This is a genomic window from Pseudidiomarina sediminum DSM 21906 (genome assembly GCF_000423165.1).
In the GTDB taxonomy this organism is placed as follows: Bacteria; Pseudomonadota; Gammaproteobacteria; order Enterobacterales; family Alteromonadaceae; genus Pseudidiomarina; species Pseudidiomarina sediminum.
The window spans coordinates 1-24,970 of record NZ_AUHL01000007.1 but is presented as its reverse complement, the minus strand read 5'-3'; the positions used below and the strand labels follow the sequence as shown (position 1 = coordinate 24,970).

Below are 24,970 nucleotides of genomic sequence, written 5' to 3'. Positions count from 1 at the left end.
TCGATTAGGGGTTGTTTAACATCCGTTTGGTTTTCACTGTGGCCTGCGCTTGCAGCGGATCATCAGGCCAAGGGTGCTTAGGATACCTGCCTTTCATTTCTTTTTTTACCAGTTGATAAGCATTTTGCCAAAAACTTGCTAAATCCGCAGTGCGCTGCAAAGGTCGACCGGCCGGCGAAAGCAGTTCCAACACTAGGGTCACCTGCTGTCGACAAATGCTTGGTGATACTGGCTCACCAAACACCTCTTGCAGTTTCAGCGCAACACTAGGTTGCTCACCTAGATAGTCAATACGATGCCGAATGCCGCTTGGTGCTTGCCAATGCGTAGGACAGAGCGCGTCTAAACATTGCTGCTGGGGATACGTAAGGCGCGCCAGCAACGCTGGGGTTGGGTCCCAGCTCCGCAAGTCAGCCAGGCTATCCATCTGTTGCCAGTAAGGTACAGCCCATTGCTCAAGGCTTTGCAGTAACACCGCCGAGCTAAACGCAGGCCAGTCAGCACGCTCAGCAGCTGTGAGCCCTCGCAGCGCAACGTCAATGCGCGCCAACAAAGGCGCTGCTGCGGTAAAGTTAATGAAACCTTCGCTGCTTTGTCGTACATAGTCACAGAGCAACTGAGCTCGCTCACTAGCGCTTGGCTGCTTATTGGCGGCGCGCTGCGCGCACAAAATCGCACCTAGACGTTGCACTTCAACCGCTTGCAGCCGCTGTTTGGGGCCAACGAAAGTTAACTCGGTGTGCCACTCATGAGTGAGGGCAGGATGTTCAAGGTCTACTGCGCGCAGCGGCAGGTAATCCGCCACGATGGCATCCGCCTGACGCTCGCTGAAGTTGAGCGTCAACGCCACCAACCAGGTTCCAGCTTCACGATGATCATTTTGATGAAATTGCACGCCACCACCGTAGGCCGTCAAATAACTACGACCTGAACCACGACGTCGCGCGATGCGATCAGGATAGCCCCACAGCACTAACTCGGCCATGAGTCCATCATCAATAGAACCGGGGATGTCCGTTACGCCGAGCTGCTTCCGCCACCATTGCCAGCGCTGTCGCGTTTCACCTTTAAGTTGTGCGAGTGGCGCTGGAAAATGTGTGGCCTGCCGCAGCGGTGCCTCTAACTGCGCCAACAAGAGTGCTGCTCGTGCGCGTGTTGGCGCATCAGCGTCTTGCACGGCTACGGCGATGCGCGCCAGGCGAGGGTCCCCGCCAAAGGCTGCAACCCGTTGCCCTAGTACCGTCAAAGTACCGCGCGTATCGACGATCTGTAGCTGCTGGAGTAACTGTTGTGCCGCTTGCAGATGCGCCTGATTTACTGGGCTAAAGAAGGCCAACTCCTGCACTTCCGAGCCCCAGCGTTTGCATTCCAACAGTAGTTGCGTGAGATCTTCTGTCGCGACAGCCGGTGCATCAAAGTCACGCATTCCATGGGCATCACTGCTGGCCCAAAGTTGATAGCAGATGCCCGGGCCAAGACGCCCCGCACGGCCCGCGCGTTGCGTTGCCGCAGCGCGACTGATGCGCTGTGTGACCAAGCGCTGAATGCCGTGGCGAGGATAAAACATTGCGCGCCGCTCGCGCCCGCTGTCCACAACCACGTCAATCCCGGCTATGGTTAAGCTCGTCTCGGCAATGTTGGTCGCCAAAACGATTTTTTTATGTCCCTGTGCTGGCGCGGCCAATGCCTGCTGCTGTGCGGCCATCGAAATTTGCCGATGCAATGGCAAAACATCCGCCGCAACTGCATCTGTTAACAGTTCGGTTACACATTGAATATCATGCCAACCGGGTAAAAACACCAAGACCCCTTGCTGGGCTTGTGCCAAAGCTTCTTTGATCACCTGTGCGCAGTGCACACGCCAGTCGCTATTTGTTGGCACTGGCCGGTAATGCGTGGTGATCGGATACTGCCGCCCTTCACACTGCAGCACTTGCGTATCACTACCCAACCACGTCGCAATTTCGGTAGCGGGTAAGGTTGCAGACATCACCAGTAGGCTTAAATCATCGCGCAAGCAAAGGCTCTCGAGCAGCATTGCCAAGCCTAAGTCACTGTAGAGGTTACGCTCATGAAACTCATCAAAGAGTACGGCGCCAACGCCGGTCAGTTCAGGGTCGTTTTGCAGATACTGCACAAACATCCCCTCGGTCATGATCACCAGTTGGGTGCTGGCCGAAAACTTTTGCTCGCCACGAACGTGATACCCCACGCGTTGCCCAACTGGTTCATTCAGTTGCTGCGCTAAATAATGGGCAATCGACATCGCCGCCAAACGCCGCGGCTGCAGTAATAAAATACGTTGTTGTTGAAAGGCCGGCGCTGCCAACAAAGCAAGCGGCAACGCCGTCGACTTACCGGCCCCGGGCGGGGCTTGTAGGACTACTTTAGAGCCCGGTAGCTGCGCAATTAACTTTGGCAGTAACGCAGCGACCGGTAAATTTGAGTCGATGTTCACCATCGCCCCAACGCGACCTTAGTCGTCTTGCAGCAGCGTCGCAATAGTACGCACACCCAATGCGGTCGCACCTGTCGCCCACATGTTGTTGGCACTATTGTTGTACGCGCCAGCAATATCAAAATGCAACCAACCTTGGCCATCATTTGGTGCAAAGCGCAATAAGAAGCCCGCTGCGTTGCTCGCACCACCTGCACCACCACCTTTTTGTGGGCGGCTATTGGCACAATCAGCGAAGGCTGACGGTGTATTCTCTTTGTGCCATGGCTGCAACGGCAAACGCCACAAGTTTTCACGCTGTGCCGCAGCGGTGCTCAAGGCATGGTTGGCATAGTCATCGTCGACACTAAACAAGGCATTGTATTCGTTACCCACGGCAACATGCGCAGCACCGGTTAAGGTGGCCGCATCAATGACTTTCTTCGCGCCAACTTCACCGGCAAACAATAGACCATCAGCTAATACCAAACGCCCTTCAGCATCGGTGTTCACCACTTCAACGGTCGTACCATTTTTGTAGGTAATGATATCGCCAAGCTTATAAGCATTACCGCTTACTAGGTTTTCAGCGCAGCAAAGCACCAGTTGCACACGCTTTTGTAAGCCCTGCTCAATCGCAATAGCCAAAGCGCCAGCGACAGTTGCTGCACCGCCCATGTCGCATTTCATCGCCAACATACCTTCGCTGGCTTTCAGGCTGTAACCACCTGAGTCAAACGTAATACCTTTCCCGATCAAGACGGTATCGACAGGCGCATCGGCCTGTTGGGTTGGGTTGTAGTCAACCACCAACATACAAGGCGCATGTGCACTGGCACGGCCTACCGTATGAATCCCCATCCAACCTTCTTGAGCCAGCTCGTCACCTTTAATAATGCGGTGGCTCACATGCTCTGGCGCAAGACTCGTCAACTTCTCAGCAACGCGCTGTGACAACGACTCTGGGTAAATATCTTGCGGTGGCAAGTTAATTAAATCACGCGACCAGTTCACAATGTTGCGCATGGCTGCCAGCTTATCTGCGCCATCAGCCCACTGAATTTGGTTCTTACTGAGGGTGTCGGTGTAACCGTTGGCAAATGCCCACTGTTCATCAAAGCCCCAGCCCTCGCCGCTTAACTTCACTGCTGCAACGCCGAGGTTATCGAGTTGGCGACCTGCCTTTTGAATTTTGCGCAGATTCTCTGCCGCATTTTGACCAAGATAAATGGTTGCGCCCTGCTCGGTCATAATGGCCGGTGCATTTTTTTTCCAGGCAGAATCAGTGAAATCACTTTGAACAACAAAAACAGGTAGTGCAGTAGACATGTTAAACAGCCCCCAGTATGGTTGCGAAATCGAAAAGATAGATATCCTATCTAAGCTACATGAGGCTGACAATGCTGTTTGACAACCCCTTGCATGAGGCTTTTTTAGTTCGTCGCTATAAACGCTTCCTTGCTGACGTCTATCATCCTGACTGGGCAGACCATAATTGCCCGGAAAATCCGCTGACGGTGCACTGCCCAAATACCGGCGCGATGACCGGCTGCGCCGAGCCCGATATGCGCGTGTGGCTCAGTGACTCCAACAACCCGAAGCGCAAATATCGCTACACGTGGGAACTGGCGCAAACCAGTACAGGTGAGATGATTTGTATCAATACCCAACGTGCCAACCAAGTGGTCGGCGAGGCGTTACAGCAAACGCTCTTACCGGGGCTTGGCTCACTAAGCGAGCTGATCGCCGAACAGCGCTACGGCTACGATAATCGCCGTATTGATTGGCAAGGCATCACCACTGCACAACAGAAGATCTTTATTGAGGTCAAAAGCGTAACCCTTGCCGAAGGGGCTCAGGGTTATTTCCCTGATACCGTCAGTCAACGCGCCAGTGAACATTTACGTAGTCTTATCACGATGTGTCATGAAGGTCATCGCGCTGTTGTGGTCTACTGTGTGCTTCACACTGGGGTGCAGCAGGTCAGCGCCGCCGAACATTGTGATCCAAAGTATGCTATGGTCGCTGCCGAAGCGGCCCAGCAAGGCGTAGAGTTCTATGCACTAAGGTGCCGCATTACTAATGAGGGCATTTACCCGGTTGGCGAACTGCTGGTGCAAAAATAAGCAAAATTAAATTGCGCTGGTGATCGCTTTCTGGTATATGTAGCGGCCTTTTTTCAATTGAAGACCTTCTCACGTAAAGGAGAACCACAATGCCTCAAGGAACGCCGAAAAAAGCTCATGGCATTTTGGCACAAGCTGGCTTGGAACCTTATCAAGAACAGCCGAACGAAGAGTACATGAACGAGAAGCAGCGTGATCACTTCCGCAAGATCTTGGAAGTCTGGCGCAATCAATTGCGCGAAGAAGTCGATCGCACTGTGCATCATATGAAAGACGAAGCTGCTAACTTCCCAGATCCTGTGGATCGTGCGGCACAAGAAGAAGAGTTCAGCCTTGAACTGCGTACCCGCGACCGCGAGCGTAAGCTGATCAAGAAAATCGAGAAAACGCTGCAAAAAATTGAAGCAGATGATTTCGGTTTCTGTGACTCTTGCGGTATCGAAATCGGTATCCGTCGCTTAGAAGCACGCCCAACAGCTGACCTTTGCGTGGACTGTAAAACCCTCGCAGAGATCCGAGAGAAGCAAATGACCGGCGCCTAATATGGCTGCCCCGCTTCCCTACTGTGGACGTTTTGCCCCGACGCCGTCGGGGCCTCTTCATTTTGGCTCACTCATTGCAGCCGTCGCCAGTTATCTCGATGCCAAAGCCCATCACGGCCGTTGGCTGGTCCGTATTGAAGACGTCGATAAACCGCGCGCTGTGGCCCACGCCGACACCACCATTTTACGCCAGCTTGAAGCCCATGGGTTGCACTGGGATGGTGACATTCTTTACCAATCGCAACGTGATCCTATCTATCAAGCGGCCATTGAAACCTTAACTGCCCGCGGACTCTGCTATTATTGTACCTGTACGCGTAAGCAGATTAAGGCACGCGGCGCCCATTACACAGGCTACTGTCGTGACAAGCATCGCTCTAGCGAAGGTGCCGCAATACGCTTTCGCAATGACCGAGCCGTCACCGCATTTCAAGATGCTTGGCAAGGTGAGGTGCATATTCCTGCGGAATTTGCCCATGAAGACTTCGTCTTGTTTCGCCGTGATCAGCTGTACACCTATCAATTGGCCGTGGTCATGGACGATATCGCCCAAGGTGTCACCGACATTGTCCGGGGTGCCGATTTGCTCACCGCCAGCAGTTGGCAACTGACCTTGTGGCAACAGTTCACTGAGCGCCAACCGCGCCTTATGCATGTGCCTTTGGCCCTTGATCCAGAAGGCCGCAAATTGAGTAAACAGAATCACGCGCCAGCATTATGCGATAACAAGGTGCCAGAGCAATTAGCCGCAGCCTTCGCGTTTTTAGGTCTAGATGCCATTGAGCTGAGCGATGACCCAGCAACAATGCTTGCTGCAGCAACCCAACAATGGGCAACAAAGTATCTTTTCTGAAAGCTGGGGAACGGCTACAATAGCGCCTATTTAAAGCACTGCGGTCTTATAAGGGAGACACCACTATTATCAAACGCATCAAAGCCTTGGCCAAACGGGCACTCGGCAACACTACGCCTGAACAACCTTTACCTGCGAATATTCTGGCGCAGCCTTTGGTAATCCCTCGCGATCAACACCCTATTTCACGAAAAGACATTGCAGAGCCTGCACTTAAAGTCCTCTACCGCTTAAATAAAGCGGGTTACGACGCCTACCTCGTTGGTGGTTGCGTGCGCGACCTCTTGCTCGGTATCCAACCCAAAGACTTTGATGTCGCCACCAATGCCCATCCGGAGCAAGTGAAAAAGCTGTTCCGCAACTGTCGGTTAGTGGGGCGACGTTTTCGTCTAGCACACATTATGTTCGGTCGTGAAATTATTGAGGTCGCCACCTTCCGAGGTCATCATGATGATGATCAGGACTCAGCCAATCACGCCAAAAGCGATGCCAAGGGCATGCTGGTGCGCGACAATGTCTACGGCAGCATCGAAGAAGACGCCCAGCGTCGTGACTTCACAGTAAATGCGCTCTATTACAACATCGCTGATTTTGCCATTTACGACTTTGCAAATGGCGTGCGCGACATCGATAATGGTGTGTTGCGCATGATCGGTGATCCTGAAACCCGGTATCGTGAAGATCCGGTACGTATGTTGCGCGCAATTCGCTTCGCTACCAAACTGTCGATGCGGATGGATGAGAGCGTCGCCACACCGATTCGCCAACATGCGCAACTGCTACAGAACATTCCTCCAGCGCGCTTGTTTGAGGAGTGCCTGAAACTCTTCACCGCTGGCAAAGCCTTAGCCAATTTTGAACTCCTGTCGGACTATCACTTGTTCCAACAATTGTTCCCGATGCTGAAAAGCTATTTGCAGACGCCGGAAGAGGCGCCGTATCAGATGTTACGGCAAACCTTCAGCGACACTGATGCACGTATCAACAAAGGCATGAGCATCACCCCGGCGTACCTTTTTGCGGCATTATTGTGGTGGCCTTTGCAGGCGCGCATGGAACAATTAATGTTTGAAAGCGGCTTACCGGCATTTGATGCGATGAACGTAGCTGCCGCTGATGTCATTGGTCGACAAGTACAAACCGTCGCAGTACCGAAACGCTTTACCATTCCAGCGCGCGAAATTTGGCAATTACAGCAGCGGTTGGAGCGCGCTAAAGGGAAGCGTGTCCAAACGTTACTAGGCCATCCGAAATTCCGTGCTGCTTACGACTTTTTAGTATTGCGGGCGGCAACAGCAACCCCGCTTGAGCGCAAACAGCTCAATGAGTTAGCGAGCTTTTGGACCAAGCAACAGCAAGGAGCGCCGGCAGGTAGCTCCAGCGATAGCGCGCCAGCCAAACGTCGTGGTCGCCGTGGTGGCAGACGCCGCAGTAACCATCAACGTCCACGGCGACGCAACAACGACAGCTCCGCTTCATGAGTACTGCGGTTTACATCGCGCTCGGCGCAAACCTCGGCGAGCCGGTTACAACCTTAACTGAGGCGCTCGCGCACCTACGGAATGACGGCGTGTTGCACGCCGTGCAGTGCTCGAGCTTCTATCGCAGTCGGCCCATGGGACCACAAGATCAACCGGATTATGTGAATGCCGTGCTCGCTGCGACAACCACACTTGCGCCGCTTGAGTTATTGGATTACTTACAGCAGGTAGAACAGCAGTTTGGTCGGGTTCGGGACCGGCGCTGGGGAGCGCGTAGCCTCGACCTTGACCTGCTCCTGTACGGCGTACAGCAGATTCATCATCCGCGTTTAACGGTGCCACACGTTGGCCTTACTGAGCGCGACTTTGTGCTATTGCCACTACTTGAGATTGCGCCAGCACTCGCACTACCTGATGGTCGTGCCATAAAAAGCTTTGTCAGCAACATAGCCAATCATGACCTAATAAAAATTACCTGATACAATCAGCCCACGAACGGTGTTCCCAAAGAAGGATGACCCATGGCTGCAATGACCATTGCCAAACTCGCAAAGAAAAAGATCGAAGGTGAGAAAATCACCTCCCTTACCGCTTACGACGCTTCATTTGCAAAACTGTTCGCCGCGAAAGGCGTTGACTTTATGCTGGTCGGTGACTCGCTTGGAAATGTCGTGCTCGGCGCCTCAAGTACCCTCCCTGTGACCGTCGAAAATATTGCTTATCACACGCAAGCAGTGCGCAACGGCGCACCTGACGCATTCGTCATCGCCGACATGCCTTTTATGAGTTACGCCACCCCAGAACAAGCTTGCCAAGAGGCCGCTAAACTTATGCGGGCGGGTGCCAATATGGTCAAGCTAGAAGGCGGTGACTGGTTACTGGATACCATTCGTCAATTGGTCCAACGCAGCGTGCCTGTTTGCGCCCACTTGGGGCTACTCCCGCAATCGGTCAACGTACTAGGCGGCTATAAAGTGCAAGGTAAAGAAGAAAGCGCCGCCGACAATACCTTACGCCAAGCGCTCGCCTTGCAAGAAGCTGGAGCGCAATTGTTGGTACTCGAATGTATTCCTTCATCACTTGGCAAGCGTATTTCCGAAGCCCTGACAATTCCGACCATTGGTATTGGTGCCGGTCCTGATTGTGATGGTCAAATTCTTGTCATGCACGACATGTTTGGCATGAACTCTGAATACTTACCGAAGTTTGTGAAAGACTTCCTTGCCGAGGCAGGCGATCTTGCCGGAGCGGTCGAGCTTTATGTGCAACAAGTGAAAGAAGGCAGCTTCCCGGGGCCTGAGCATTGTTTTAAAGGGTAACCCTCATGCAACTTTTTAAAGGCCTTGAAGAACTACGGGGTTGGCGCAAGCAGCAGACCCAAAGCATTGCGTTAGTGCCGACCATGGGGAATTTGCATGAAGGCCACCTTAAATTGGTGGATTTAGCCAAGCGCTATGCTGATAAAGTGGTCGTAAGCATTTTTGTCAATCCAATGCAGTTTGGTAAAAATGAAGACCTCGACAGTTATCCTCGCACCCTTGATGCCGACTGCCAAGCGCTCGCTGAGCGCGGTGCAGCAGCTGTGTTCGCCCCCCAAGTCAGTGACATCTATCCTCGCGGACTTGATGTGCAGACGGTGATCGAAGTACCACAGATCTCCGACATTCTCTGTGGCGCAAGCCGACCTGGCCACTTCCGTGGCGTGGCAACCATTGTTGCTAAACTTTTCAACATGGTGCAACCAAACTTCGCAGTGTTTGGGGAAAAAGACTACCAGCAGTTGCAAGTCATTCGTCTCATGGTGAAGGATTTGAGTCTGCCTGTGGATATCATAAGTGCCCCCACCGAGCGCGCGCAAGACGGTCTCGCCCTAAGTTCGCGCAACGGCTATTTGTCGGCCAGTGAACGCGCCTGTGCGCCACAACTTTACGCGATACTACAGCAGTTGCAGGCGCAGTTGCAGCGCGCCGGCGTCGACGTTGCCAAGCTACTTGCTGAGGCTGCGCAACAGCTGACTGCCGCTGGCTTTAAGATGGATTATTTAGAACTGCGACGTCAATCAGACTTGCAGCCTGCCGAGGCAAATGACCAAGACCTCGTCCTACTGGTAGCAGCCTACTTGGGTACCACCCGTCTGATCGATAATCTAACCTTCTCGCGTCACGCTTAAGCGTGACGCGCTAATAAGCCTAGTTCGCGCATTTCGGTATGCAAAGCGCCGCGTAAGCTCATCGCCTGATCGGCAATGGCGCGTTGCTCAGCGAGCACGTCTGCGAGCATTTCAGCTGTGGTTAACGGATTTGCGAGGACGACCCGAAACACTACTGATGGCTCGCGATGATAGTGTGCTGGTGTCAACTTGGTCCGTGAGACAAACGACTGCCCAGTTTCCCGCTGGCGTTTCTGAATAAAACGCGTCAGGGCGTTGAGGTGTGGGGTTAAGCGTTTCACCTGCTCCGGTGTCGCTTGTTGCAGCGCCTGTTTCACCGGTGCTGGAATGTAGCGATAGGTCAGCAAACACAATTGCGGTTCGGTCACCACTTCAAAGTCCTCGTGCGCCCGAATCATATCAGCGAACAATTTCGCTTTTTCGATACTCTTATTGATCAACAACTCGTAGCCACGGCGTCCCATCACATGCATTGCCGAGTACACCAGCATCGCCATACCCGGTCGTGAGCCTTCCATGGTATGTGCACCTAAGTCTTTCGAACCATGTCGAATAATATACTCAGCATGATGTTCAATGCCCCGTACCATGCTGGGCTCTTTAAACAGCACCATACCGGCGCCCATGGGGACATACATTTGCTTGTGTGCGTCGATGGTCACGCTATCTGCACGCTCCACCCCTGCCAATAGGTGTCGGTATTTCTCAGACATTAAGGTCGCCCCACCCCAGGCCGCATCGACATGGAAGTGAGCACCAATTTCCTCTGCGTAATCAGCAAGTTCCGTTAAGGGATCGATATGGCCCGTTTCCGTCGTCCCACCAACGCCGACGATAGCCAATACTTTGCCGCCTTCCGCCGCGACTTTGTCACAAGCTTCACGCAGTTTATCCATACGAATGCGGTTCAGATCGTCAGTGGCCACCCCTATCAAATTCTTGCGGCCAATACCCAACACATCGGCAGCTTTTGATAACGAGTAGTGTCCACGCTCCGAAACCATTACCGTCAGGCGCTTATAGCCATAATGCGCAAGTCCCGCCGCCAAACCTTCAGCAGCAACCCCAGCAAAATCTTTGCTCGGCTTCAGCAGCAAGTTGCGAGCGACCCACAAGGCCGTAATGTTCGCAACCGTGCCCCCCGAACACATGGCACCGAGCGAGTGCTGCGCACTGTGCATCCAACGCTGATAGAAATTGGCGTCGCGTTGATAGACCAAATTGTGCAACATACCTAGCACGTTGCGCTCGAGTGGGGTAAACGCCTTCGACGTTTCGATTTTCACCAAGTTCTGATTAAGACCCACCATTAACTTCGCCAACGGCAAAAGGAAATAGGGTAGCGCCGACGTCATGTGGCCAATAAAACGGGGGGACGAGGTATGTACCGAATGCGCCACCAAATTATTCAAAAGAAAATCAGTGTGGTCCGAAACATAGCGTGGTAGTTCAGGCACTTCGCTGGCGGCGAAGTTGTGCTCAATCTCATGTAAAGGCTTTTCTCGCGCGACAATATGCTCACCAAGGAATCCCATCAGATTCTCAGATAGATCTTTTTCTATGCGCCCCAAGGTCGAATCAGGCGCTTCCGGTAAAGTGAAGATTTTTAGCAGCGCTTCTTCACTGACCTCGGCAAATACATTGTCACTCAAATGGAAATCCTTCTTTGCTTATTCGGTTAAGCAGGCGTTGTGCTTACTCAGCTTCAATTGCCGAAAAATAACGACCATCTTCGGGAAGGTCGGCGCTCAGTTGCCACAACTGTTGACCACTGCGTTGATACTTACGCTCAAACGGTGTCATCGCTTCATGCTTGGCCAATAAAGGTTCAATTTTCGCACTACAATTCACCAATGCCAAGCTACTTGCAACTTCGGTCAAATAAGTGACCCAATTCGAGCGCATCACCAGCTCACCGCCAAGCCCTAACACATAAGGCCACACTGGGCTGCCGTGCCAGCGACGACTCAAGTGTGCAGCTTTAGGCCACGGGTTCGGATACAAAATATAGTGCTTGCTTAATTGCCAGTTGTGCTCGACCGCAAGTCGCCAAAAGTCCATCAAATCCGCCCGCACCAAAATATAACGTTGTCCTTGAGCCGCCGTATGATGGTTCGCATGGCGCTGCAACCGATGCGCCGATTTATCCACGCCGATCACTAAAGCATCGGGATGGTGCTCAGCGAGCCATGCGGTGCTTTCGCCCACGCCGCAACACGAATCCAAAATGATTGGCCCTTGCCATTCCGCCACCAACTTCGCCGCTTGCTCAAAAGCTTCGCGGTTGTGTTCTTGGATCGGCTTTTTAAAGGGCGAACGCAAGTGGCGCATCACCACCTGCGTCAAATCTTCATGGTTACCATGTTGATTGGTGGTAACACTTCGCGATTCCGCAGCACTCACGAGCGGATCCCCACACCACGTTGTAACAGCGTATAAGCTGTGACAAAGAACACGAGGTTGAAGGCAACAATGACCCCAAGTGCCACGCCTACGTTCACGTCAGATACGCCCAAGAAGCCGTAACGAAACGCATTGACCATATAAAGGATTGGGTTTACTCGCGCGATGGTTTCCCACACACCTGGCAATAAGCTGACGCTAAAGAACACACCGCCAAGGTAAGTCAACGGCGTCAACACAAAGGTCGGCACAATCGAAATGTCATCAAAGGTCTTGGCATATACGGCGTTGATCAGCCCTGCTAGCGAGAACAAGGTTGAGGTTAACAGTACGGTCAGCACTAAAATGCCTAAATGATTGATACTGACGTTCTCGACAAACGCAAACGACACACAAGTGACAATTACCGCGACGATCATGGCGCGCGCCAGTCCACCGCCAACGTACCCCGCGATAATGACCGGTGTTGAGACAGGTGCAACCAACATTTCTTCGATGTTACGCTGGAACTTCGCACTAAAAAACGAAGAGGCAACGTTTGAGTATGAGTTAGTAATCACCGACATCATGATCAAACCTGGCACGATGAACTCCATGTACGGCCGACCACTCATCTCACCAATACGCTCACCGACGATGCTGCCAAAAATAACAAAGTATAAGGTCATCGTGATTGCTGGTGGCACGAGCGTTTGCACCCAAATACGCAAGAAGCGCGTGCACTCTTTAATCCAAATGGTTTTCAATGCCGTGAAGTTAAATGCTGCTCCCATCATTTCGCTCCTGCGGTTGTCTGTTTCGCGCGACCACGTTCGACCAAATCGACAAAAAGCTCTTCCAAGCGGTTCGCTTTGTTACGCATCGAAAGCACGTTGATCTTTTGTGCACTTAGTTGCTCAAACACAGGGTTCAAACCTTGTGACTTTTCTACCTCAACTTCAATCGTATGCTCATCCACCTGACGCATGGTAAAGCCTTCCAATTGCGGTGTCAGCGCAGCATCATCATCACGCGCCAAATCCAAAATGAAGGTTTCGCGGTTCAAGGTTGCCAATAAGCGTTTGATTGAGGTGTTCTCAACAATGGTTCCCTGATCGATAATGGCAATATTGCGGCACAAGCTTTCCGCTTCCTCGAGGTAGTGGGTGGTCAAGATAATGGTAATGCCTTGCTTGTTAATTTCTTCAAGGTAGTCCCACATACTGCGGCGTAACTCAATGTCGACCCCAGCCGTCGGCTCATCCAAAATCAGCAACCGTGGCTCATGTAACAGCGCTCGGGCGATCATCAAACGACGCTTCATACCACCGGACAACATCCGCGCGGCGGCATCGCGTTTATCCCACAAGCCCAACTGCTTTAAATAATGCTCGGCGCGCTCGTGGGCAACTTGCCGCGATACGCCATAGTAGCCAGCTTGATTCACCACAATTTGGCGCACAGTTTCAAACTGATTAAAATTAAACTCTTGCGGCACCAAACCGATTTGACGCTTCAGATCCACCAGCTGCGTGTCGAGGTCATAGCCAAAGACATTGACCTCACCAGAGGTTTTGTTCACCAATGACGAAATAATGCCAATCGTGGTCGATTTACCTGCGCCATTGGGTCCAAGAAGGGCAAAAAAATCGCCCTCTTCTACTTCTAAATCAATACCTTTTAACGCTTCAAAACCACCTTTGTAGGTTTTCCGAAGCTGTTTGATCGATAATGCTTTCATCTCGTCTTACGACTCCTCTCCATAACCCCAACGAGGCTGCAATGTTTGCTCTAATTGCAAATGATCCAACAGGCGTGCAACCACAAAATCGACAAGATCATCAATGGACTGTGGTTGGTGATAGAATCCTGGCGCAGCTGGCATGACAGTGACGCCTAACCGCGCGAGCTTCAACATATTCTCTAAATGAATCGCTGATAATGGCATTTCACGCGGTACCACAATCAACTGCCCGCGCTCTTTAATCACCACATCGGCAGCGCGTTCAATCAAGTTGTCACTCGCCCCCATGGCAATTGCCGCTAAAGTACCCGTTGAACACGGGCATACAATCATGCGCTTCGGCGCGGCTGAACCTGAGGCAACCGGTGAAAACCATTGCTCCTTGCCATACACCTGCAGCTGCGCTTCAGTGACGCCAAAACGCTCGCGTAACGCATCACCCATAGCTTGCGGTGCGGCTGGCAACTGCCATTCAAGCTCGGTGGCGAATACCACTCGCGCCGCACTCGACATGAGCAAATGCACCTGCTGTTGTTGTGCTAGCAAACATTCTAACAAACGAACTGCATAGGGTGCACCTGAGGCACCCGTAATGGCTACAGTAATTGCGCTCATGCGGTTTTCTCCTGTAAACGCGCCAGCAGCTTCTGATGTAAGCCGTCAAAGCCACCGTTACTCATAATTAGAACATTGTCACCGTCAGTAACCTGCGCTAGCAACGCCTCAAGCAAGGCGTCAACTGAATGCGCCACTTGCGCGTTCGGCAGGTAATCAGCCACCTGCCACTGCAGACCTTCTGGTTGGAGCATCAGGCAATGATCGGCTTGGGCTAAAGCAGCACTAAGTTGATCGGCGTGTACGCCCCGTTTCATGGTATTCGAACGCGGCTCTAGCACGGCAAAAATGCGCTGCGAGCCAACTTTAGCACGCAGTCCCGCAAGCGTTGTCGCAATTGCGGTGGGGTGATGCGCGAAGTCGTCATACACTGCCACGCCGGCAGGGGTGCCGAGGAGCTCTAAACGCCGCTTAGTATTTTTAAATGCCGCGAGTGCCTCGGCTGCATGTTCTAACGACACGCCAACATGATATGCCGCCGCCATCGCCATGACCGCGTTAGCAGCGTTATGGGCCCCCACCAAGTCCCAGGCGACACGCGCACTTTGCTGCCCGTGCGTGACCACGAACTGACTGGCATCAGCCTGCTCAAGTTGCAGCGCCCAGTCACCGTTTGGCCCCATAGTACGCCGCTCGCTCCAACAACCACGCGCCAACACTTCAGCAATGGCCACTTCACCTTCCGGGTAAATAATTTGGCCGTAACCAGGCACTATACGTACCAAATGATGGAATTGGGTTTGTATTGCAGCGAGATCGGCAAAAATATCCGCGTGATCAAACTCCAGATTGTTCACAATTAAGGTCGACGGCTGGTAGTGCACGAACTTTGAACGTTTATCAAAAAACGCAGTATCGTACTCATCAGCTTCAATCACAAAGAAGTCACTGTTGCCCAGCGCCGCTGAACAACCGAAGTTTGCCAGTACACCACCCACCAAAAAACCGGGCTGATAGCCCGCATGGGCAAGAATCCACGCCAACATGCTGGCGGTGGTGGTCTTGCCGTGGGTACCTGCCACTGCTAGCACCCATTTGTCCTGCAATAACTCATCGTGCAGCCACTGCGCACCTGAGCGATACGGAATACGCTGATTCAACACCGCTTCTACCGCAGGGTTACCACGGCTTAGAGCATTGCCAATAATGACTAGATCAGGGCGCGGATTAAGTTGTTCGGCATCGTAACCTTGATACACCTCAACACCTAAAGCAGCAAGCTGATCGCTCATTGGCGGATACACGTGGGCATCACTACCTGTCACTTTATGACCTAAAGCTTTGGCAAGCGCGGCGATGCCCCCCATGAAGGTCCCGCAAATGCCGAGAATATGAATGTGCATACGAACGTCCATCTTATCTGTGCACGAAAAAATGGTGCTTAGTGTAGCACGCGACGGATAATTCCGAAGATTCTTGCAGGCAATTAGGCGATTTTTACGGTAAACTTAGCCGCGATTCTGAGCTGTTCACCAAATGAGGATGCTATGCAACGCTTAATTCCGACCCTCCGCCAAGATCAGGTCGCTGAAGGACTCATCTCTGTTATCAATACGCTACAAATTTGTGCCAAAGAAATCTCGTTCCGTTTACACCAAGGTGAGCTTGCCGGTGTGCTCGGCTCAACACTTGATGAGAACATTCAAGGTGAAACTCAGAAAAAGCTGGATGTGCTCTCGAACCAGTTGCTGAAAGATATTTTACTCGAAAATAAATTCGTACGCGCTGTTGCTTCAGAAGAAGAAGAAGGCATCGTTGACGGTTTTAGCGATGGTAAATACCTGATCGCGTTTGACCCCTTAGATGGTAGCTCGAATATCGATATCAATAGCATGGTTGGAACGATTTTTTCTATCCTGCCAGCCCCGACCGATGGTACCGAAGACGAAGCGATGTTCTTACAACCAGGAAGCAACCAAGTTGCGGCCGGTTATGTCCTCTATGGACCCTCCACCTTGTTGGTTTTTACCACGGGCAAAGGCGTGCGCGTTTTCACCCTCGATCAAAAAGTAGGTGAGTTCTTACTTACCGAGCACGACTTAGAAATTCCGAAAGATACCTGCGAGTTTGCCATTAACATGTCAAATTATCGCCATTGGCAACCTGAGATGCGTCACTACATTGACGACCTGTTGGCTGGTGAAACAGGACCGCGCTGCAAAAACTTCAACATGCGCTGGATTGCAGCTATGGTCGCTGATGTCCATCGCGTGCTTTGTCGTGGTGGATTATTCACCTATCCTTGGGATTGTCGTGAAGCCAATAAACCTTATAAACTTCGTCTGATGTACGAAGGCAACCCAATGGCGATGCTGGTTGAGCAAGCCGGTGGACAAGCCCACTCTGGCGAGCAACGTATTCTTGATATTCAGCCACAACATATTCATCAACGTATTGGCGTTATTTTGGGCTCCAGCAATGAAGTGGATGCCTGTTTAAGTTATTTACAGGGCTCGCAATAAGCGCGTACCGACGTATAATAACCGACCAATTATTATTAGTTATAGCAAGCAAATAGGAACCAACATGAGCTTGAGCGATGTAAGCGCGGGTAAGAACCTGCCAGAAGAAGTAAACGTCATCATTGAGATCCCTGCCAATGCAGATCCGATCAAATATGAAGTTGATAAAGATACCGGAACACTATGGGTTGACCGTTTTATGGCAACGCCTATGTTCTACCCGTGCAACTACGGCTTCGTCAACGACACCTTATCACTTGATGGTGACCCGGTTGACGTACTTGTACCTACACCTTACCCATTGCAAGCTGGCTCAGTCATCACCTGCCGTCCAGTTGGCGTGTTAAAAATGACCGACGAGTCAGGTGAAGACGCTAAAGTGATCGCAGTACCTATCAGCAAGCTCAGCAAAGAGTACGATCACATCCAAGACGTGAACGACTTACCTGAACTGTTAAAAGCCCAAATCACTCACTTTTTCGAGCGCTACAAAGAGCTTGAGAAAGGCAAATGGGTTAAAGTTGAAGGCTGGGGTGACATTAACGCAGCGAAAGAAGAAATCTTAAGCTCGTTCGAACGCGCACAGTCGAAATAACGATCATGAGCACCTGCGTCGAGCTAAACCAGTTACGTTTTAGCTGGCCGGGAGCTCAGTCGCCGCTACTGAGCATTCCCAACTTATCCTTACAACGCGGCGAACGCGTCTTGTTGAGGGGTGCCAGTGGCAGCGGCAAATCAACGTTACTTAGTCTTATTGCTGGCATCCACACGACCGGCAAAGGCCAGGTGCAAGTACTCGGGCACGACTTGGCGTGTTTAACACAACGTCAACGCGATCGCCTCCGCGCCAACGATATTGGCTATATTTTTCAGCAATTTAATTTACTCCCTTATTTATCAGCGCACGCCAACGTTGTGCTTGCCAGCCAATTTTCCCCCGCGCGACGCCAACGTCTCGGACAGCAATCTGTCGACCTTGCTGCGCAAGCTTTACTTGAGCGCTTAGGGCTCTCGGCACGCCAACAACAACAGCCAGCACACCAACTCAGTGTGGGGCAGCAACAACGCGTCGCTGCGGCGCGTGCCTTGTTAGGAAGTCCGGCACTGATCATTGCGGATGAACCAACATCTGCCCTCGACCAAGAACATCGCGATGGCTTTATTCAGCTGCTGTTTGAAGTCTGCGAACAACAAAACACTACATTGTTGTTCGTCACCCATGATGCCACGTTAGCGCCGCTGTTCCCAAGAACACTAGAGCTCAGCGCGATCAACCATGCGCCATCAAGTAGCGAGGGGCAACATGTTTAAACTTGCGCTTGCCAGCCTTTGGAATCGTCGTGGCAGTGTTTGGCTGACGATGGTTGCGATTGCCATCAGTACGCTCCTCCTTCTAGGCGTTGAACGGATTCGGGTTCAAACCCAAGAAAACTTTGCCAACACCATCTCAGGTACCGATCTTATTGTCGGTGCCCGTACGGGCTCGACGGAACTGTTGTTAAGTAGCGTATTCCACATTGGCAATCTCTCCAATACCCTCAGTTGGCAAAGCTATCAACATTTGCGCGAGCTACCCGGGGTAAGCTGGCACATTCCGATGGCCATGGGGGATAGTGTCCAAGGTCTTCCTGTGGTGGCGACCACAGATGCTTTATTTGACTATTTCCAATATGGCAACAAACGCCACTTAGCTTTTGCTGCGGGCGATCATTTCGCTAGTAGCGACACGCTTACTGTTGCGGTTCTGGGCTATGAAGCAGCACAACAGCTGCAACTCAACGTAGAGGATTCACTCACCATTGCCCACGGCACGGGTGAGATTAGTTTTAGCCAACACGATGCGCATCCATTTACCGTAGTTGGCGTACTAGCACGCACCGGGACACCGATTGATCGTAGTGTATTTGTGCCTTTAGCCGCTCAGGGACTCGTTCATGGTGACTACCTCCCCGAAGACACCTCAGGTGCACATGACCATGACCATCAGCATGACGAACATAACCATGACCATGATGGCGCTGACGAAGATCATGCTGAAACGCCGCCGGTATACACCTTAAGCGCAGTGTTGCTCGGCTTGGAAAATCGCGCCTTGGCATTGCGCTTGCAGCGCACCATCAACACCTACAAAGGCGAAGCGCTATCCGCGATTATGCCAGGGCTCGCATTGCAGAACTTTTGGCGTACACTGAACCTGTTTGAAAAGGCCTTGATGTCCATTTCTGTATTAGTGGTCATCACGGGGCTATTGGGGATGCTGACAACATTACTGGCAAGTTTACGTGAGCGGCGCCGCGAAATGGCCGTGCTACGTTCGATTGGTGCCGGACCTGTGACCATCCTTGGTTTATTGGTTCTCGAGGCGCTGCTCGTCACACTGGCTGGCATCACGCTGGGCACTGTGGCTCTGTTTGGCGTCCTCTTTCTTGGTACCGACCTCTTGCAAGCAAAACTTGGCATCCAGGTTGCAGCCAGTTGGCTGACAGGACGTGAACTTTACCTGCTTGGTGCAATCTTAGTTGCAGCGACGCTATTAAGTTTTTATCCTGCTTGGCGCGCATACAAAAACGCTTTAGCAGACGGATTAACGGTGAAATTATGAAGTGGTTGGTTGCAGTTATCTTGGCCTTTAGCACTATGTTTAGCCCGGCGAGTTATGCCGATAGCTATCCAGAAACACAGTGGAAAGAGCTCGTTCCCGAAGGCTATAAACCGCCTCCGGTGCGAAGCCAAGCCTATTATGACATGAACCCAGAAGCCATGGGACAACCGGAGTTAAACGCGCCGGTGGTCGATGCCCTTGATGGGAAGAAAATCAAAATCCCCGGTTTTGTGGTGCAGTTACAAGCTGAAGATAGCAAGGTGACTGAGTTTTTATTGGTGCCATACGAGGGCGCATGTATCCACGTGCCACCGCCGCCACCGAATCAAGTGATCCTCGTCCGCTACCCAGAAGGCTACCCGTTACGTCAAGCTTTTAGTCCGGTTTGGGTGGAAGGTACGATTACGGTCGAACGTGCAGCCGGAGAATTGGCTGTGGTAGGCTATCAAATGGATGCAGTGAATGTGACGCCGTATCAATAACGGCGTCCTTCTCTTTGATTCCAATCATCTTAGAAGTGAAACTCAATACCCACGTAAGGGCCTTTGTACTCCAAGTTAGAGTACACGCCATCAAGGTCATCAAGCTCTAGATTAAAGACCCGATAGCCGAGCTGTAAATTGACATCCACCGCGAAGTTCTCAATCGGACGATACTCAATCCCTACTTCATAGTCTTCAACTTTCGAGTCGTCGATGCTCACCGCATTCGCAAGGCCGTAAACCGTCAATGGGGTCGCTGGAATACCAACCCGCACTTGACTATAAAGCGTTGGGATCCAACCGTCTGGCGATACCGCACGCTCTTGCTGCGCAGAGCGTGCAACAATAAGACCATCAACCCGTTTCGCTGTCACACCTAAATCAAAGGACACCAGATCATTGTCAAACAACTCATAATACAGGGTGTAATCGGTATGACTAAAATCGGTGGAATAGCTCAGTGCAGTGCCGGCGGCAAAGCTGTTTCCGAAGAAATCGTAATCCTGTTGGAGCACTTGTTGTCCTGCGTGATCCAACTCATTATGGCGAATTTTAGCATTAGGAAAGAGCGGAATCGGATGCTCAAGGGCAACATAAAAACTGTTCAGGTTTTCTTTGCCAAACGAGAAGTCTGGGTTGGTTGCCGGGGTACCAAAGCTACCACTGTTATCGCTACGCCATAGCTGACCGCCAGCGTAAACGCCGAAAATTGAGTCAGCAAACGCTGGTGTTGCAGTACCAACAGCGACGACCAAACAGATACTACGAGCAAGGGTAAATTTACGCATCTCTTATCCTTTACGTCTGATACGGATTAATGGAGGGCACGCACCTCTGCGGTAACGTCTAACGCGTCAGCATCGGCGAATTGCAGTTGAAATTCAATGCTATCGCCGACCTTAAACGGATTTTTTACACCAAAAAACATGACATGATAGCCGCCTGGTTGAAAGGTAACCGTTTCACCCGAACCAATGACCAACTCGGGAACCCGACGCATCCGCATCATGCCGTCTTCGGTCATCACGTGCTGATGCACTTCACTGGCGCGTGACACTTCCGTCGATACGCCATTCAGGGTGACAGGTTGTGTGCCCTGGTTGGTGATTTGAAAGTAACCAGCACCATTTTCAGTACCAGGGATGGTCGGCTTAACCCATGCGTCAACCACAGTGATCTCGTTTGCGAACACGGTTGTCGTAGCGAAAAAGCTGACCACCAATGCCATCAATGCCTGTTTCATTACACTATCCTCAACTTGTGTGTCTCGTTCCTTGTTAGTTTACACAGGTTTCGGACGTTTGCGCACCAGTAGATAGATGATCCCTAGCAATAAAAGGTAAGGCCAGAGCCAACTAAACAATACAGCCGCAAGTGCGAACATGGCGACAACGAGCGCAAAAGCGATACTGCCACCGATCACCAAGACCAATGAAAATGCAGCAATTGCAATTGCGACCAGTACGAGCCCGGTAATACCGATACTTAAAATAATGCCAACCACGGCACCCAGCAGACCCAACAGTTCGTCTCCAAAGAAAACGACCGCAACAATCGCTAGAATGATCCAAAGCCAGTTTGATTGACGACGCATCTCTTACTCCTTTTGTGTGCCTCAAGATGTTGCTAACTCTTAGAGATCATTCAAAAAGCGTGCCAATTAAATAGTACTTATTTTTCAATGAATTAACTTTAGTGTTAAAACGTAGGCATAAAAAAACCGCCACTAAGTGACGGTTTTGACAATCTTCTAAAACGAAGAAATTAAAATGCGTAAGTGACTTCCGCGTAGTAATAACCGCCATTAAAGCCAAACGGAGCATTGGTATTCGGGTACATGAAAATCCCGTTGAACTGGCTTGCAGGACGTTGCTTATCAGGATATTCGTCGAACAAGTTCTGTACCCCAGCACTGAGACTCCATTGGGCGTCGAGTCGGTACTTGGCAGAGATATCAGTAACCCACTTCGCACCGAACTCGGTTTGTACCCCTTGGTTGTTTTCAAGCACGTAATCGCCGAAATAATTAAAGGCAATACGGGTTTCAAGATCACCAAGCGTATGAGTGAAGGCTAAGCTACCACTGTTACGCGGCACTGAACGCGTCATTCGGGTGCGCTCAACACCATCAAACAGATTATCTTCCAAGCCATCGAGTAAGCTTGGTAGATTTACATCATCAATCTCGGTTTTATTGTAGCCGTACGCAAGCTGTGCACGTAACTCACCCATTTCATCGAGATTAAATACTTGCGACGCAACCACGTCCACACCACGCGTCGTGGTATCTACCGCGTTCACAAAGAAGCGTGCGTTGTCTGCACCACTGGCTGCTAAGGCATCAGCTACTGCAGCGGAGTCCTGTGGACTTAAGTCACCAGAAAGGATAATACGGTCATCAATAGCGATCTGGAACGCATCAATGGTTAAGGTAAAACCTTCATAGCCGTTGAACACTAAACCAGCACTAAAACTTTGTGACTCTTCCGGTTCTAAACCTTCAATGCCAAGCGCGGTTGCAACACTACTGATGTTGTTGAAGGTACCACTTTGTTCCGGCTGTGGACCATCGCCCCGATCAACAAACAAGGTCGAAATATTCGAGAAATAAAGTTGTTGTACACTTGGCGCACGGAAACCGGTATTGGTGGTTGCCCGCAATGCCCACTGATCATTCAGATCATAGCGACCTGACAACTTCCAACTGGTGTTACTGCCAAAGTCTGAATAATCCTCATACCGAACTGCAGCACCCCACTGGAAGTTAGCCGTTAACATGTTTTCAAGCTCGACGTAGATGCCAGTGTTGTCACGTGACTGATCCACTTCTGATTCCGGTTTGAAGCCAGTAAAGCCCTGACTGCCACCCGAACGACCGTCGTAACCGCCATTAATGTACGAGGCTTCTTCACCTGCGCCAATGCGATAGCTATTTTCGCGGTAGCTCACGCCAAAGCCGACGGCTAAATCAGAATTGTTCACGAATGGGAAAAAGCGCTGAAAATCGATGGTCGTACTGAACTCATCGGTCGTTAATGTACCGGCATCAAAACGCGTTTGCGACGTCGGTCCAATCGAAGCATTGAGTGAGTTTTCGAGTCGGTATTGGAACTCGCTTTCACCATAACCAGCACTCGCATCGACATCCCAGCCAGCTAAATTAAAGCGATAGCCAAAATAGCCAGAAACATCTTGGGTTTCTGGGCTTAATAACGGCAAAAAGCCGTCTGGGTAAATTTCGATAATATTGCGACTATCTAAGGCGCGGCGATAAAACGCGCCCGACTGAGAGCTACGTTCACTTACGCCACCAAAAGCGTAGAGTTCACCTTCGCCCAACCCAATGCCGGCATTAACAAAGAGTGCTTTGTTTTCAAAAGAAGCATCACCAACGTGATGGTTCAAGCGGTCAAAGGTTTCTTCACGGGGATCAAGCTCACCGTCAACCAACGGATACTGCTGACGCGGATCAAGCCCAGCTCGATTGGTTTTATTCTTGTGGTGATACTCTGCTGCAACGGTAATATGACCATCGTCACCAAGTTTAAAGCCGGCATTACCGTGTACTTTATATTGCTCGCCATCCCCTTCGTAGGTTTGGCCACCGTTGGCGGTGATCGAGCCACCTTCACTTTGATCTTTCAAAACGATATTGATGACGCCCGCAATGGCATCAGAGCCGTACAAGGCTGCCGCACCGTCACGGAGCACTTCAATACGCTTAATCGATGAAATAGGGATAGCGTTCAAATCGACGTTGGAACTACCGCGGCCAGTGGTACCGTTCAGGTGAACAAGTGCGCTCATATGGCGGCGCTTCCCATTCACCAACACCAACGTATGGTCTGGTGAAAGTCCACGTAATGAGGCCGGGCGGACAGCGTCGGAACCATCAGTAATGGATGAACTTGGGAAGTTAAAGCTAGGCACTGCATATTGCAGCGCACGTGCTGTTTCGGTAATCCCGCTGGCGGTCAGCTCCTCGCCCGAAATAATATCGACTGGAGCTGCCCCATCGGTTGCGGTACGCATCGACAAGCGCGACCCTACCACTTGAATACGTTCTTCAGCTTGCACCGAGGCGTTGTCTTGATCTTGCGCGAAAGTGACAACAGGGGCACTTGCAAAAGCTGCAAGCGCACCACTACTTACCATCGCAAGGAGGGTTTTGTTTTTAGAATACATACGGGATGTTCTCCTTTCCTATGATCTTACGTTGTTATGTAAATCATCTTAGCAGTGGATCAATACAGTGCTTATTCGACTTTAATCTATGCTATGTGGAAAGGCTAGCGTGCATTTAGCTGCTGGCTGCTTGTTGCTTGTTGCTTGTTGCTTGTTGCTTGTTGCTTGTTGCTTGTTCACAGCAAACCCCAACCCCCAAGCCAACACAAACTTTTTCGCACTTTCTTTGCGTTGTCTTTCGCTTTGTCTTTCGCTTTTTCAAACAACAAGCAGCCAGCAGCAAACAACAAAAAAGCCCCCAGCGTTAGCTGAGGGCTTTTTCTTATTTGAAGCCTGGCGGTGTCCTACTCTCACATGGGGAAGCCCCACACTACCATCGGCGCTGAAGCGTTTCACTACTGAGTTCGGAATGGGTCAGGTGGTTCCACTTCGCTATTGCCGCCAGGCATAAACTGGTTGTTCAAAGCGTTAAGCTTTGTAATATAAACATGCTGATTGTAAGTGGTATGCCACTCACTTTAAATTTGGTAAAGGTTCGAACTTATGTTTCGAGACAACCCTAAACACCTTCGGTGTTGTATGGTTAAGCCTCACGGGCAATTAGTACGGGTTAGCTCAACGCATTACTACGCTTCCACACCCCGCCTATCAACGTTGTCGTCTTCAACAACCCTTTAGAGCACTTACGTGCTAGTGAGAGCTTATCTTGAGGCTCGCTTCCCGCTTAGATGCTTTCAGCGGTTATCGATTCCGAACATAGCTACCGGGCAGTGCCACTGGCGTGACAACCCGAACACCAGAGGTTCGTTCACTCCGGTCCTCTCGTACTAGGAGCAACCCCTCTCAACTCTCAAACGCCCACGGCAGATAGGGACCGAACTGTCTCACG

General features: G+C 51.2%; 24 protein-coding genes and 2 rRNA genes. 12 read left to right on the top strand and 14 right to left on the bottom strand.

Annotation, left to right across the window (positions count from 1 at the left end):
• Positions 1-4: 4 nt before the first annotated feature.
• Positions 5-2,461, bottom strand: a complete 2,457-nt coding sequence (hrpB, locus tag G535_RS0103520; RefSeq protein WP_026860798.1) for an ATP-dependent helicase HrpB — start codon at positions 2,459-2,461, stop codon at positions 5-7.
• A 15-nt stretch (positions 2,462-2,476) separates the two neighbouring features.
• Complete coding sequence (pepB, locus tag G535_RS0103515; RefSeq protein ID WP_026860797.1) at positions 2,477-3,766, bottom strand: aminopeptidase PepB; 1,290 nt, start codon at positions 3,764-3,766, stop codon at positions 2,477-2,479.
• Positions 3,767-3,837: 71 nt separating this feature from the next.
• Between pepB and sfsA the strand changes: the two genes are divergently transcribed.
• From sfsA to panC, 7 genes are all read left to right on the top strand, one after another.
• Positions 3,838-4,563 carry a DNA/RNA nuclease SfsA gene (gene sfsA / locus G535_RS0103510; protein ID WP_026860796.1) on the top strand — a complete coding sequence of 242 codons (726 nt, stop codon included), beginning with the start codon at positions 3,838-3,840 and terminating at the stop codon, positions 4,561-4,563.
• An 89-nt stretch (positions 4,564-4,652) separates the two neighbouring features.
• The gene (gene dksA / locus G535_RS0103505) at positions 4,653-5,105 is read left to right on the top strand and encodes an RNA polymerase-binding protein DksA (RefSeq protein WP_026860795.1); all 453 of its coding nucleotides are present in this window, start codon (positions 4,653-4,655) and stop codon (positions 5,103-5,105) included.
• A gap of 1 nt (position 5,106) precedes the next feature.
• Positions 5,107-5,958, top strand: a complete 852-nt coding sequence (gene gluQRS, locus G535_RS0103500; protein ID WP_026860794.1) for a tRNA glutamyl-Q(34) synthetase GluQRS — start codon at positions 5,107-5,109, stop codon at positions 5,956-5,958.
• Positions 5,959-6,044: 86 nt separating this feature from the next.
• The gene (pcnB, locus tag G535_RS0103495) at positions 6,045-7,439 is read left to right on the top strand and encodes a polynucleotide adenylyltransferase PcnB (RefSeq protein WP_084616773.1); all 1,395 of its coding nucleotides are present in this window, start codon (positions 6,045-6,047) and stop codon (positions 7,437-7,439) included.
• Positions 7,436-7,918 (top strand): 2-amino-4-hydroxy-6-hydroxymethyldihydropteridine diphosphokinase, encoded by a 483-nt coding sequence (gene folK / locus G535_RS0103490; RefSeq protein ID WP_026860792.1) that lies wholly within the window; start codon positions 7,436-7,438, stop codon positions 7,916-7,918. The genes pcnB and folK overlap by 4 nt, the downstream gene beginning before the upstream one ends.
• Positions 7,919-7,960: 42 nt before the next feature.
• Positions 7,961-8,758, top strand: a complete 798-nt coding sequence (gene panB / locus G535_RS0103485; RefSeq protein WP_026860791.1) for a 3-methyl-2-oxobutanoate hydroxymethyltransferase — start codon at positions 7,961-7,963, stop codon at positions 8,756-8,758.
• 5 nt (positions 8,759-8,763) lie between these two features.
• Positions 8,764-9,609 carry a pantoate--beta-alanine ligase gene (panC, locus tag G535_RS0103480; RefSeq protein ID WP_026860790.1) on the top strand — a complete coding sequence of 282 codons (846 nt, stop codon included), beginning with the start codon at positions 8,764-8,766 and terminating at the stop codon, positions 9,607-9,609.
• On the opposite strand, the gene panP is transcribed toward panC, so the two are convergent.
• From panP to mpl, 6 genes are read right to left on the bottom strand one after another with little or no spacing between them, the layout of a single operon-like run.
• Complete coding sequence (gene panP, locus G535_RS0103475) at positions 9,606-11,261, bottom strand: pyridoxal-dependent aspartate 1-decarboxylase PanP (protein ID WP_026860789.1); 1,656 nt, start codon at positions 11,259-11,261, stop codon at positions 9,606-9,608. The two genes, panC and panP, sit on opposite strands and share 4 nt — an antisense overlap.
• Positions 11,262-11,304: 43 nt before the next feature.
• A complete protein-coding gene (gene trmB / locus G535_RS0103470) occupies positions 11,305-12,012 on the bottom strand; it encodes a tRNA (guanine(46)-N(7))-methyltransferase TrmB (RefSeq protein WP_026860788.1) in 708 nt (235 codons plus the stop codon).
• The gene (locus tag G535_RS0103465; RefSeq protein WP_026860787.1) at positions 12,009-12,788 is read right to left on the bottom strand and encodes an ABC transporter permease; all 780 of its coding nucleotides are present in this window, start codon (positions 12,786-12,788) and stop codon (positions 12,009-12,011) included. The genes trmB and G535_RS0103465 overlap by 4 nt, the downstream gene beginning before the upstream one ends.
• On the bottom strand, positions 12,785-13,732 hold the full coding sequence (locus G535_RS0103460) for an ABC transporter ATP-binding protein (RefSeq protein ID WP_026860786.1): 948 nt from the start codon (positions 13,730-13,732) through the stop codon (positions 12,785-12,787). The genes G535_RS0103465 and G535_RS0103460 overlap by 4 nt, the downstream gene beginning before the upstream one ends.
• A 6-nt stretch (positions 13,733-13,738) precedes the next feature.
• Positions 13,739-14,350: a flavin prenyltransferase UbiX gene (locus G535_RS0103455; RefSeq protein WP_026860785.1), complete on the bottom strand. Its 612-nt coding sequence runs from the start codon at positions 14,348-14,350 to the stop codon at positions 13,739-13,741.
• Positions 14,347-15,693, bottom strand: a complete 1,347-nt coding sequence (gene mpl, locus G535_RS0103450) for a UDP-N-acetylmuramate:L-alanyl-gamma-D-glutamyl-meso-diaminopimelate ligase (protein ID WP_026860784.1) — start codon at positions 15,691-15,693, stop codon at positions 14,347-14,349. Before mpl ends, G535_RS0103455 begins: the two co-directional genes overlap by 4 nt.
• Before the next feature lie 144 nt (positions 15,694-15,837).
• On the opposite strand from mpl, the gene G535_RS0103445 reads away from it, so the two are divergent.
• The 5 genes from G535_RS0103445 (at position 15,838) to G535_RS0103425 (ending at position 19,896) form a co-directional block, all read left to right on the top strand.
• Entirely contained in the window at positions 15,838-16,812 is a 975-nt protein-coding gene (locus G535_RS0103445; protein WP_026860783.1) for a class 1 fructose-bisphosphatase, read from the top strand.
• Positions 16,813-16,876: 64 nt separating this feature from the next.
• Complete coding sequence (gene ppa, locus G535_RS0103440) at positions 16,877-17,407, top strand: inorganic diphosphatase (protein WP_026860782.1); 531 nt, start codon at positions 16,877-16,879, stop codon at positions 17,405-17,407.
• A gap of 5 nt (positions 17,408-17,412) precedes the next feature.
• The gene (locus tag G535_RS0103435) at positions 17,413-18,123 is read left to right on the top strand and encodes an ABC transporter ATP-binding protein (RefSeq protein ID WP_026860781.1); all 711 of its coding nucleotides are present in this window, start codon (positions 17,413-17,415) and stop codon (positions 18,121-18,123) included.
• Entirely contained in the window at positions 18,116-19,414 is a 1,299-nt protein-coding gene (locus tag G535_RS0103430; protein WP_026860780.1) for an ABC transporter permease, read from the top strand. Before G535_RS0103435 ends, G535_RS0103430 begins: the two co-directional genes overlap by 8 nt.
• Positions 19,411-19,896 carry a DUF3299 domain-containing protein gene (locus tag G535_RS0103425; protein ID WP_026860779.1) on the top strand — a complete coding sequence of 162 codons (486 nt, stop codon included), beginning with the start codon at positions 19,411-19,413 and terminating at the stop codon, positions 19,894-19,896. The genes G535_RS0103430 and G535_RS0103425 overlap by 4 nt, the downstream gene beginning before the upstream one ends.
• Positions 19,897-19,925: 29 nt before the next feature.
• On the opposite strand, the gene G535_RS0103420 is transcribed toward G535_RS0103425, so the two are convergent.
• The 6 genes from G535_RS0103420 to G535_RS0103390 all read right to left on the bottom strand — a co-directional run.
• Positions 19,926-20,684 carry a TIGR04219 family outer membrane beta-barrel protein gene (locus tag G535_RS0103420; protein ID WP_026860778.1) on the bottom strand — a complete coding sequence of 253 codons (759 nt, stop codon included), beginning with the start codon at positions 20,682-20,684 and terminating at the stop codon, positions 19,926-19,928.
• 26 nt (positions 20,685-20,710) lie between these two features.
• Positions 20,711-21,139, bottom strand: coding sequence for a copper chaperone PCu(A)C (locus G535_RS0103415; protein WP_026860777.1), 429 nt, complete (start codon positions 21,137-21,139; stop codon positions 20,711-20,713).
• Between the two features lie 39 nt (positions 21,140-21,178).
• Positions 21,179-21,490, bottom strand: a complete 312-nt coding sequence (locus G535_RS0103410) for a hypothetical protein (RefSeq protein WP_026860776.1) — start codon at positions 21,488-21,490, stop codon at positions 21,179-21,181.
• Positions 21,491-21,660: 170 nt separating this feature from the next.
• Positions 21,661-24,081 (bottom strand): TonB-dependent receptor plug domain-containing protein, encoded by a 2,421-nt coding sequence (locus G535_RS0103405; RefSeq protein ID WP_026860775.1) that lies wholly within the window; start codon positions 24,079-24,081, stop codon positions 21,661-21,663.
• Positions 24,082-24,412: 331 nt separating this feature from the next.
• A 5S ribosomal RNA gene (rrf, locus tag G535_RS0103395) occupies positions 24,413-24,527 on the bottom strand.
• A gap of 133 nt (positions 24,528-24,660) precedes the next feature.
• A 23S ribosomal RNA gene (locus tag G535_RS0103390) occupies positions 24,661-24,970 on the bottom strand; the annotation flags it as partial.

Bases quoted from the DNA above. Each gene is read 5' to 3' on its own strand.
- hrpB (WP_026860798.1), bottom strand. From the start codon at position 2,461: ATGGTGAACATCGACTCAAATTTACCGGTCGCTGCGTTACTGCCAAAG.
- pepB (WP_026860797.1), bottom strand. From the start codon at position 3,766: ATGTCTACTGCACTACCTGTTTTTGTTGTTCAAAGTGATTTCACTGAT.
- sfsA (WP_026860796.1), top strand. From the start codon at position 3,838: ATGCTGTTTGACAACCCCTTGCATGAGGCTTTTTTAGTTCGTCGCTAT.
- dksA (WP_026860795.1), top strand. From the start codon at position 4,653: ATGCCTCAAGGAACGCCGAAAAAAGCTCATGGCATTTTGGCACAAGCT.
- gluQRS (WP_026860794.1), top strand. From the start codon at position 5,107: ATGGCTGCCCCGCTTCCCTACTGTGGACGTTTTGCCCCGACGCCGTCG.
- folK (WP_026860792.1), top strand. From the start codon at position 7,436: ATGAGTACTGCGGTTTACATCGCGCTCGGCGCAAACCTCGGCGAGCCG.
- panB (WP_026860791.1), top strand. From the start codon at position 7,961: ATGGCTGCAATGACCATTGCCAAACTCGCAAAGAAAAAGATCGAAGGT.
- panC (WP_026860790.1), top strand. From the start codon at position 8,764: ATGCAACTTTTTAAAGGCCTTGAAGAACTACGGGGTTGGCGCAAGCAG.
- G535_RS0103465 (WP_026860787.1), bottom strand. From the start codon at position 12,788: ATGATGGGAGCAGCATTTAACTTCACGGCATTGAAAACCATTTGGATT.
- G535_RS0103460 (WP_026860786.1), bottom strand. From the start codon at position 13,732: ATGAAAGCATTATCGATCAAACAGCTTCGGAAAACCTACAAAGGTGGT.
- G535_RS0103455 (WP_026860785.1), bottom strand. From the start codon at position 14,350: ATGAGCGCAATTACTGTAGCCATTACGGGTGCCTCAGGTGCACCCTAT.
- mpl (WP_026860784.1), bottom strand. From the start codon at position 15,693: ATGCACATTCATATTCTCGGCATTTGCGGGACCTTCATGGGGGGCATC.
- G535_RS0103445 (WP_026860783.1), top strand. From the start codon at position 15,838: ATGCAACGCTTAATTCCGACCCTCCGCCAAGATCAGGTCGCTGAAGGA.
- ppa (WP_026860782.1), top strand. From the start codon at position 16,877: ATGAGCTTGAGCGATGTAAGCGCGGGTAAGAACCTGCCAGAAGAAGTA.
- G535_RS0103435 (WP_026860781.1), top strand. From the start codon at position 17,413: ATGAGCACCTGCGTCGAGCTAAACCAGTTACGTTTTAGCTGGCCGGGA.
- G535_RS0103430 (WP_026860780.1), top strand. From the start codon at position 18,116: ATGTTTAAACTTGCGCTTGCCAGCCTTTGGAATCGTCGTGGCAGTGTT.
- G535_RS0103425 (WP_026860779.1), top strand. From the start codon at position 19,411: ATGAAGTGGTTGGTTGCAGTTATCTTGGCCTTTAGCACTATGTTTAGC.
- G535_RS0103420 (WP_026860778.1), bottom strand. From the start codon at position 20,684: ATGCGTAAATTTACCCTTGCTCGTAGTATCTGTTTGGTCGTCGCTGTT.
- G535_RS0103415 (WP_026860777.1), bottom strand. From the start codon at position 21,139: ATGAAACAGGCATTGATGGCATTGGTGGTCAGCTTTTTCGCTACGACA.
- G535_RS0103410 (WP_026860776.1), bottom strand. From the start codon at position 21,490: ATGCGTCGTCAATCAAACTGGCTTTGGATCATTCTAGCGATTGTTGCG.
- G535_RS0103405 (WP_026860775.1), bottom strand. From the start codon at position 24,081: ATGTATTCTAAAAACAAAACCCTCCTTGCGATGGTAAGTAGTGGTGCG.